We start from the raw sequence: 9,277 nt of genomic DNA on the forward strand, positions 1-9,277 counted from the left end.
AATGATTATGATATTGACTATAAAGATCCGACCTGGATTCTGCTCGGTTTACTCGAAGCCAAACTGGATGAGCTTGCGGATATTCTGGAAGATATCCACAAAGACCTGGAAAAATACTCCACAGAAGTGCTGAACAACCGCCATCGTGAACAGATTCTCGATCTGGATGACATGATTACCCGGCTGGCACAATTAGAAGACATGCTTGGAAAAGCACAGTTGTGTTTAATCGATTTGCGTCGTGTCCTGACTTTCCTTTCTCGTCCACGTGCATTAGGCAGTCATATTTACGATGCCGATATTCGAGAACTGAGTGAAGATGTTCGGTCTTTAGTAGAACATGATGCGTTCTTATTCCAGAAGGTTCGATTCTTGCTGGATACCACCTCCGGATTCATTAATACCGAACAGAACGATACCATCCGTCGATTCTCGATTCTGCCAAGCATGCTTGCGCCACCGATGCTGGTGGCCAGTGTCTATGGTATGAATACCGATGTATTACCTTTCGCCAAAGGCGCGACCAGTTTTATTTTGGTCAGTATTATTTTGCTCGCCTTCTTGATTGGACCACTGGCCTATTTCCGCTGGAAGAAATGGATTTGAGCAAACTTTGAAGCACTGCTTCAAAGCGAAGTGCAAGAAACGCTCCGGATTTGATAAATACCTATTTGCAGACAATAAAAAAGCACCTTACGGTGCTTTTTTATGTGTTCAGGCAATCAATTGCAGATCATCTTGCAAATGACAGGCCTGAATGATTTTCATCATTTTCTCAGGAACCGCTTTAAATTGCAGGCCTTGAGCTTTCGGTGTCTGGCGTAACCAGCGCACCAAGACTGCCAAAGCCAAGGTACTGCCTTGTTCCAGCTGTGCCAGATTGACCACCACGGGAAACTGATTCTGAGATTGAATCAGTTTCAAACCTTGCTGGTAATAGGCCTCTGCATTGGCATAATCTATTTTTCCAGAAACCTGCAATTCCTGATCAATGAATTGAATCACGACACCATCCTGCTCAGTTATTTTTTATCTACAGATGCATCTGGCTCAAAGTTCGCAATGGCTTTATCGATATTGCCACCATTACGTTTTACCGTTGCAGCAAACTGATTACGGAACTGTAACCCTAAATCAATGCCAGAGACATTGATATTGCGTACTTTCCATTGATTGCCTTTATCCACCAACTGGAAAGAGACTGGAATCTTTTCACCTTTATTGTTGAAATCAATCGTGACTACAGGATTTTTGCTATTGGTTTCTTTATATGGACGCAGGCTATAACTCTGGTTGGTATATTTAGCAAAAGCTGTACCGTAATTTTCGATTAAAGTTTCACGGAAATTACGTTCAAACTGCGCACGCTGAGCAGCAGTACTGTACTGATTGGTTGCATAAGTTCCCATCACCAGACGAGTAAAGGCTTGCGAATCAATATAAGGGTCAAGGTTTTGACGCACAATGGCTTTCACCGCAGCCGGGTTGTTTTGCAATTTTGAATTATCTGCTTTTAAACGGCTAATCAGACCATCCGCCACTTTTTTTACAAAAGCTGGAGGCGTTTCAGTTGGTTGTGCAAATGCAGTACTCGCCATCATTGTTGATAAAACACTTATGCCAAGTGTATGTTTAAGTAAGGTATTCATTAAATTCTCCTCAAAATTATTCAACAAATGAAGGTTGTGCATCTTCTGTTGATTCAGTTGATGTTTTTTCTTCCGCCGCTTTAGCTGATGACTTGCCCGCACCGCCAGTAATAAATTTACTAATCAGATCTTCAAGATCCATGGTGCCTTGGGTATTAGGAATGCTTTCACCACGTTTGATATAGTTCAGGCCACCACCTGGCACCACTTTCAAATATTTTTCACCCAATAAACCATTGGTCGCAACCATAATGTAAGCATCTTCATCGATACTGGTGATGGAGTTCATGTTATCAGCAAGTTGCTTTTCCATTTCTTTTTGTTTAGCAGGATCTGCTTCGCTGTATTCTGTGCTATAGCGCAACTCTTCCAGCGCATTGGCTTTCACCTTTTTCAGCTGCTCTGTATTGAAAGAAGTTAACTTGCCATCCAAGTCAAAATGTACCGTTGCCAAGCGTGATACCGGATCAAGGGTAATATCGGTAACACGACCGATGGTAACACCACTCATGGTCACTTTAGCGCGCGGTTTCAGGCCGTTCACGTTATCAAAACTTGCTGTCATGTTATAGCTGTCTCGCAGGTTCGTTCCCACCAGACCGCTCACTTTCATGGCCAGGAAAAATAATGCTACCCCAAAGATAATGACAAAAATGCCTACGGCCAGCTCACTAGTACGTGATTTCATTAAACACCTCCGAACATGACCGCAGTCAACACGAAATCAAAACCTAAAACACATAGCGACGAATACACCACGGTACGTGTTGTAGATGTTGCAATCCCTTCTGATGTAGGCACACAAGCATAACCCTGATATACCGCAATCCATGTGCAAATTAATGCAAAAACAAAACTCTTGATAATGGTGCCATTAAAGATGTCTTTATAGAATTGCACACTGCTTTGCATGCCACTCCAGTAAGAACCTTCATCCACACCCAGGAAATCAACCCCGACCATTTTACCGCCCAAAATACCAATGGCCGCAAAAACCACGGTAAGCATTGGCAAACTGACAATACCGGCCCATAAACGAGGCGAAACAATGCGCTTGAGCGGATCAACCCCAATCATTTCCATACTGGAAAGCTGCTCTGTCGCTTTCATTAGACCAATTTCGGCGGTCAATGCAGAACCGGCACGCCCGGCAAATAACAGCGCTGCAACCACAGGAGCCAATTCACGCAATAAAGTCAGCGAAACCATGGTTCCCAACATCGCTTCAGAGCCGACATTGACCAAAATGGAATAACCTTGCAGGCCCAACACCAAACCAATAAATAAACCAGAAACCGAGATGATTAATAATGACATCACTCCGACACGATAGATTTGGTAAATAAAGCGCTGAAAACCACCTTTAGATGGCATCGAAAATAGAATTTGCAGCAACATCTGGGTTGCTACACCTATACCACGTACACGTTCAATAACGCGTCTACCTAATAAGGCAATGGCATTCATGAACGCACCTCATCACTTAAATAAGCTTGATGGCTAAACTGATAGTCAACCGGACCTTCAAGTGCGCCGGTCAGAAATTGACGGACAAAAGGCGAAGCATGCTGTTTAAGTTCAGCCGGTGTACCCTCGCCCTGAACTTTGCCTTCAGCCACGACATAAATGTAGTCCGCAATCGATAATGTTTCCGCAACATCATGTGAGACAATAATCGTAGTTAAATCCAAAGCTTCACGCAGGGAACGGATTAAACGGGTTAATACCCCCATCACAATCGGGTCCTGACCTGCAAATGGCTCGTCATACATAATCAGTTCCGGATCCAGTGCAATTGCACGAGCCAAAGCCACACGACGGTTCATACCGCCGGACAATTCTGTAGGCATCAACTGTTCAGCCCCACGTAAACCCACCGATTCTAGCTTTAATGCCACAATTTCAGCAATCAGGTGTTCCGGTAATTGGGTATGCGCACGAAGTGGAAACGCCACATTTTCATAGGTGGTCATATCGGTAAACAAAGCACCACTTTGAAATAGCATGCCCATACGTGCTCGTGCGGCAAACAGCTCAGCACGTGACATGCGCGCAATATCTTTGCCATCCAGCAAAACCTGGCCTTGATCTGGAATAAGCTGCCCGCCAATCAGGCGCAGCAAAGTAGTTTTGCCTGTGCCGGAAGGTCCCATAATGGCAGTGATTTGACCACGACGAATGGTTAAATTGACATTGTCATAAATGATACGTTCCCCTCGTTTAAAGCTCAGATTTTTAATCTCGATCAGGGATTGAGATTTCGGGGATACTGGATTATTCATAGCTGAGCGTTTTCCTACATTTTTTCAGCATGCATACTATAAAGGATTCAGGTTTAAAATGTTACCTTTAGAGAAAAAGCAACCGCTTTACCATAATTTTTAATTTTTTAATTTTCGTGCAATTATTTTAACAAACAGGATACTGTATTACAGAAAAGAATTATAAATATAGTACGCAATATTGCCGAGTAATAAAATCAAACCAATATAAGGCATAATCACCTCTTGATTAAAATTCCAGACATAATGATGAGATTCATTATTCATACTTAACAGAATTAAAATAAAATATGACTTAGTATACATTTTTATTCGATAAGATCAAAGATTAATCCCATAAAAAAACCGGTGTTTCCACCGGTTTTTTACTATCCAAATCTAACGTTATTAGTCGTTAAATTTACGACGTGGGCGATCTTCACCAAAACTGCGTTTAGGACGATCTTCACCAAAAGTACGCTTAGGACGGTCATCACCAAACGAACGCTGTGGACGATCACCAAAGCTACGTTGTGGACGGTCACCATTGAATTCGCGACGTGGACGATCACCACCTTCACGAGCTGGTTTATAGTCTACGCGGTTACCACGGTTGTCATCATTCGAACGTGGTTTGTCACCAAACGAACGTTGTGGACGATCACCGAAACCACCTTCACGACGTGGCGCTGGACGGTCACCAAAATCACGTTTTGGACGATCATCAAAAGAACGTTGTGGACGATCACCGAAACCGCCTTCGCGACGTGGCGCTGGACGATCACCAAAATCACGCTTTGGACGATCATCGAAAGAACGTTGTGGACGATCACCAAAACCGCCTTCACGACGTTGTGGACGATCACCGAAATCACGACGTGGACGATCTTCACCACCGAACGCAGGACGTTCACCACGTGGTTTGTCATCATAGCTGCGACGTGGACGATCATCACCGCCTTCACGACGTTTGAAGTTGCTTTCGCCTTCAAAACGACGACCGCCGCCGAAACCACCACGACCGCCATCACGACGACCACCGTCACGACCACGACCACGACCAGCGCCATCACGGCTACCGCGTGCAGGAGGTGGAGATGGCTCAAGACCTTCAATTTCAGAAACGTTTAAACGCGCTTCCAAGAAGTCCTCTAAAGCACGGATCTTGCCGCGTTCACGGTAAGTTGCAAGGGTAATTGCTTTACCTGTACGACCAGCACGACCTGTACGACCAATACGGTGTACATAATCTTCGTTCTTCATTGGAAGACCAAAGTTGATTACGTGAGAAATTGTTGGTACGTCAAGACCACGCGCTGCAACGTCAGTTGCAACCAGAATCTTAGCGCGACCTTCACGGATGCTACGTAAACGACGGTTACGAACCGTTTGTGGCATAGCACCATGAAGTGCTACAACTGATAAACCTGCTTCAGCAAGTTCTTCAGCCAACATATCTGTGTCTTCTTGAGTTGACGCAAATACCACTGCTTGATCAACGTCTTCTTCGTTTAACCAGTGAGTCAATAATTTTTTCTTGTGTTCAAAGCCATCAGTCCAGTGCAAAGTCTGAGTGATGTCAGTGTTAGTTGAATGACCAGTTTCGATCGAAATACGCATTGGATCATTCATCATGCGTTCAGCAAGCGTAATGATACGCGGTGCAAAAGTCGCAGAGAACATAAGTGTTTGCTTACGGTTTGCAGCCAAATCACCAATTGCTTCTAAATCTTCAGAGAAACCTAGGTCAAGCATACGGTCAGCTTCATCGACAATTAACGAATCAACTTTATCCAATTTAATTTGACGACGGTTCACCAAGTCAAGTAAACGACCTGGAGTCGCAACAACAACTTGCGCACCTTTTAACTGCTGGATTTGTTTACCAAAAGGCATACCGCCCATGATCGCAGCAACGCGTACACCTTTCATATGACGAACCAATGCAATCGCATCTTGACATACTTGTTGTGCTAGCTCACGAGTAGGAGAAATCACTAAAATAGAAGGTTGAGTCACTGCTTTCATACGTTCTTTGAACGGTACGAAAGTTTCTTGATTTGCAAGGGCATTCAATGTTGGAAGCAAGAATGCAGCAGTTTTACCAGAACCAGTTTGGCTTGATACTAAAAGGTCTTTGCCTTCAAGTGCAGCTGGAATCGCTTGTTCTTGTACAGGAGTTGGCGTAGTAAAACCTAAACCTTCAAGAGCCTGTGTTAATGACTCATCGAGGGAAAAATCAGCAAAAGTTTTGCTCATAGAGAGTATTCACCCTGAAATGGGTGCTCCATTTAATAAATTACAATATGGACATCGGCAAAAAGCGGCACAGCAATTAGAGCTGAAAAAATAAGGATTCAGCAGCGATCCGAATAACGACGATGTGGATATAACGCACGTATATGATTACGGCCGCAAACCTGAAGGAATCGCTTAAGCGATTGGGGCGCGAAGGATATGTCCTCTCTATGGACAGGACGCGCATACAATGATTAGAAGATAATGTTCAGGTAAAGAACGGAAATTTAAGTGCGTGGCGGCATAATAACAGAATGGTTTAAAAAAGTAATCATTTTTTTCGATCAAATTACGCTTAAATACGGTTTTTTTCAGTAACAGCCTATTTTACAACTCAATTTTGTTTAATTTTCAAACAATCAATATTGTAACCCTTTTATGCCAAAGAAAATGCATGCAAATATGCGCCCACCGGTATTTTTAGTAAATTACGAATTTAATTCAAAAATAAAAAAAGCCCTCGCAAGGAGAGCTTTTTTTGTCATATCACTCGATTTAATCGATCTTACTTCGCTGCGTCACCCCAAGCTGGAACAACAGCTTGCATTAAAGGTTTGAGCATTTTCATAGAGCAAGCAAGTACTTGACCATTTTCCATAGAATCGGTACCACCACGTGCATCCACTACAGTACCACCCGCTTCTTTCACGATGAGCTCACCAGCTGCAATATCCCAAGGCTTCAAACCAAGTTCAAAATAACCGTCCAGACGACCGGCAGCCACATAAGCCAAGTCTAATGCAGCAGAACCTGCACGACGGTATTGCGCGCCAGCTTCAGTCACGTTTAATAATGAATCGAAATGGTTTTTTGCATAAGAAATCACTTCACCATTACGTTTGGCACGGTAAGCATGACCTACGGCAAGGAAAGTATTTTGCAGGCTGTCTTTAACATTTACGCGAATACGGCGTTGGTTCAACATTGCACCGCGACCACGACTTGCAGAGAATAACTCGTCTTTCACAGGGTCATAAATAACACCGTGTTGAGTCACACCTTTATGCTGAACAGCAATAGAAATACAGAAATGCGGGAAGCCGTTAATGAAGTTTAAAGTCCCATCCAGCGGGTCGATCACCCAACACCAGTCAGCGTCGTGACCTTTACCTTCTTGCAGACCAAACTCTTCACCAAGGAAGCTGTGGTTTTTATAGCTTTTACGTAGAGTATCGATAGTCAACTGTTCCAAATAACGGTCTACACGCGTTACCGGACCATCAATCCCTTTTTCTTCGACTTGTAGATCGAGTTTATGACGATTTTGATGCGCTTTTAAAAGCTCTTGACCAACTAATTGAGCCGCACGCGCAGCCATAACCACCATAGGTTCCATTGAACACCCACTACAAATTTGAAGATACTGATAAAGAATAATGCATAAAAGCCCTCATATTTTAGCAAATATGAGGGCTTTTAGGGAAAAAATGTTTCTAAAATTTTTAAACTGATCAGGACACTGATTGCACAAGCTTTAACCAGGACAATTCAACTGATTTTTCAATGCCTTTGGCATCTAGCCCGGCCTGTTGCAACATTTGTGCATGTGATGCCTGAGGCATAAACACATCCGCCAGACCCAAATTCAAGATCGGTTTAACAATTTGTGCCAGCGCTAAATACTCGTTTACCGCACTGCCTGCCCCCGCCATTACCGCATGTTCTTCAACAGTGACAAATAAACTGGTGGTCGCTGCAAGTTGTTCAATGATCTGCTCATCCAGCGGTTTGACAAAGCGCATATTCACGACACGCACGCCCACATCATGGGCTATTGCGAGTGCCTGTGCTGCTTCAATTGCAGCAGTAACACGGCTACCGAATGCCAGAATGCTGATCTGTTCATCCTGATGTTCATTAAAACTGGCTACAATTTCTGCCTTACCAATCTCCAAAGCCGATAATTGCTGCTCAATTTCAACACCGATACCATTACCACGTGGATAACGCACCGCCGCAGGACCATTGTATAAATAAGCGGTATGCAACATCTGACGACATTCATTTTCGTCTTTAGGCGCCATAATCACCATATTCGGTACAGTACGCATAAAGGCGTAGTCATAGGCACCGGCATGGGTCGGGCCATCTTCACCCACTAGCCCTGCACGATCAATACCAAAAGTAACATCCAGATTTTGTAAAGCCACGTCATGAATCAGCTGGTCATAACCGCGTTGCAGGAAGGTCGAATAAATCGCGACGACCGGTTTTAATCCTTCACAAGCCATCCCGGCGGCTAATGTCACGGCATGCTGTTCGGCAATTGCCACATCAAAGAAACGTTCCGGGAACTGTTTGGCAAACTGCACCATGCCCGAACCTTCGCACATGGCCGGAGTAATCGCCAGCAAGCGTTCATCTTGTGCAGCTTCATCACAGAGCCATTGCCCAAAGACATCGGAATATTTCGGCGCTGCACTCACGGTTGATACGGAATTTATTTTACTAATCGCATGATATTTAATTTGATCTGCTTCCGCTGGCGCAAAGCCTTTGCCTTTCTTGGTATAGATATGAATCAGGCGGGGGCCTTTACGCTTTTTCAGCGCATTAAAGACATGCACCAGCTGTTTAACATCGTGACCGTCATAAGGACCAAAATAGTCAAAGCCAATGGCTTTAAACAGGTTGTCTGCTGCATCGGTTGCTGCACTGTGCAAACGCGAGTTATATAGCCACTCCGGATGCGGCTGTACATAAGCCTCTCCCTCTTCCGTCACGTTGATAAATTCGCCACGCTCCCAAATTGCGGCTAAATGCTTAGCAAAACCACCAGTACTGCAAGAAATCGACATATCATTATCGTTCAGCACCACCATCAGATCAGCCTGATGTGCTACCGCATCATTCATGGCTTCAAAGGCCATACCCGCGGTCATGGCACCATCACCAATAATTGACACTACTTCACATGGGTCTTTCTGGTAACGGCGTGCCAGCGACATGCCTAGTCCGGCAGAAATTGCCGTAGACGAGTGCCCTACCCCAAAAGTATCACATTAAGATTCTTCATGTGCCGGAAAGGCAGCCCAGCCCTCTTTGGCACGAATGCTGGTCAACTGTTCA

The 9,277-nt window shown here is 44.3% G+C and carries 8 protein-coding genes and 1 pseudogene; 1 reads left to right on the forward strand and 8 read right to left on the reverse strand.

Annotation, left to right across the window (positions count from 1 at the left end):
* Positions 1 to 606 (forward strand): CorA family divalent cation transporter (locus B2Y23_RS00035; protein WP_291368274.1); only part of this gene is annotated, 606 nt, incomplete at its 5' end.
* Positions 607 to 714: 108 nt separating this feature from the next.
* Here B2Y23_RS00035 and B2Y23_RS00040 read toward each other — a convergent pair.
* From B2Y23_RS00040 to dxs, 8 genes and pseudogenes are all read right to left on the reverse strand, one after another.
* Positions 715 to 1,005: an STAS domain-containing protein gene (locus tag B2Y23_RS00040; RefSeq protein WP_291355077.1), complete on the reverse strand. Its 291-nt coding sequence runs from the start codon at positions 1,003 to 1,005 to the stop codon at positions 715 to 717.
* A 17-nt stretch (positions 1,006 to 1,022) separates the two neighbouring features.
* Positions 1,023 to 1,649: an MlaC/ttg2D family ABC transporter substrate-binding protein gene (locus tag B2Y23_RS00045; protein WP_291368276.1), complete on the reverse strand. Its 627-nt coding sequence runs from the start codon at positions 1,647 to 1,649 to the stop codon at positions 1,023 to 1,025.
* Positions 1,650 to 1,665: 16 nt separating this feature from the next.
* Positions 1,666 to 2,337 carry an outer membrane lipid asymmetry maintenance protein MlaD gene (locus B2Y23_RS00050; protein WP_291355073.1) on the reverse strand — a complete coding sequence of 224 codons (672 nt, stop codon included), beginning with the start codon at positions 2,335 to 2,337 and terminating at the stop codon, positions 1,666 to 1,668.
* Positions 2,337 to 3,116: a lipid asymmetry maintenance ABC transporter permease subunit MlaE gene (gene mlaE, locus B2Y23_RS00055; RefSeq protein ID WP_291355071.1), complete on the reverse strand. Its 780-nt coding sequence runs from the start codon at positions 3,114 to 3,116 to the stop codon at positions 2,337 to 2,339. The genes B2Y23_RS00050 and mlaE overlap by 1 nt, the downstream gene beginning before the upstream one ends.
* A complete protein-coding gene (locus B2Y23_RS00060; protein WP_291355069.1) occupies positions 3,113 to 3,931 on the reverse strand; it encodes an ABC transporter ATP-binding protein in 819 nt (272 codons plus the stop codon). The genes mlaE and B2Y23_RS00060 overlap by 4 nt, the downstream gene beginning before the upstream one ends.
* A 387-nt stretch (positions 3,932 to 4,318) precedes the next feature.
* On the reverse strand, positions 4,319 to 6,169 hold the full coding sequence (locus B2Y23_RS00065; RefSeq protein WP_291355067.1) for a DEAD/DEAH box helicase: 1,851 nt from the start codon (positions 6,167 to 6,169) through the stop codon (positions 4,319 to 4,321).
* A gap of 544 nt (positions 6,170 to 6,713) precedes the next feature.
* Positions 6,714 to 7,544: an inositol monophosphatase family protein gene (locus B2Y23_RS00070; protein WP_291355065.1), complete on the reverse strand. Its 831-nt coding sequence runs from the start codon at positions 7,542 to 7,544 to the stop codon at positions 6,714 to 6,716.
* Positions 7,545 to 7,659: 115 nt separating this feature from the next.
* Positions 7,660 to 9,277, reverse strand: a pseudogene (gene dxs / locus B2Y23_RS00075) (1-deoxy-D-xylulose-5-phosphate synthase); the annotation flags it as partial.

The organism is Acinetobacter sp. UBA5934 (genome assembly GCF_002430855.1).
Lineage (GTDB): Bacteria > Pseudomonadota > Gammaproteobacteria > Pseudomonadales > Moraxellaceae > Acinetobacter.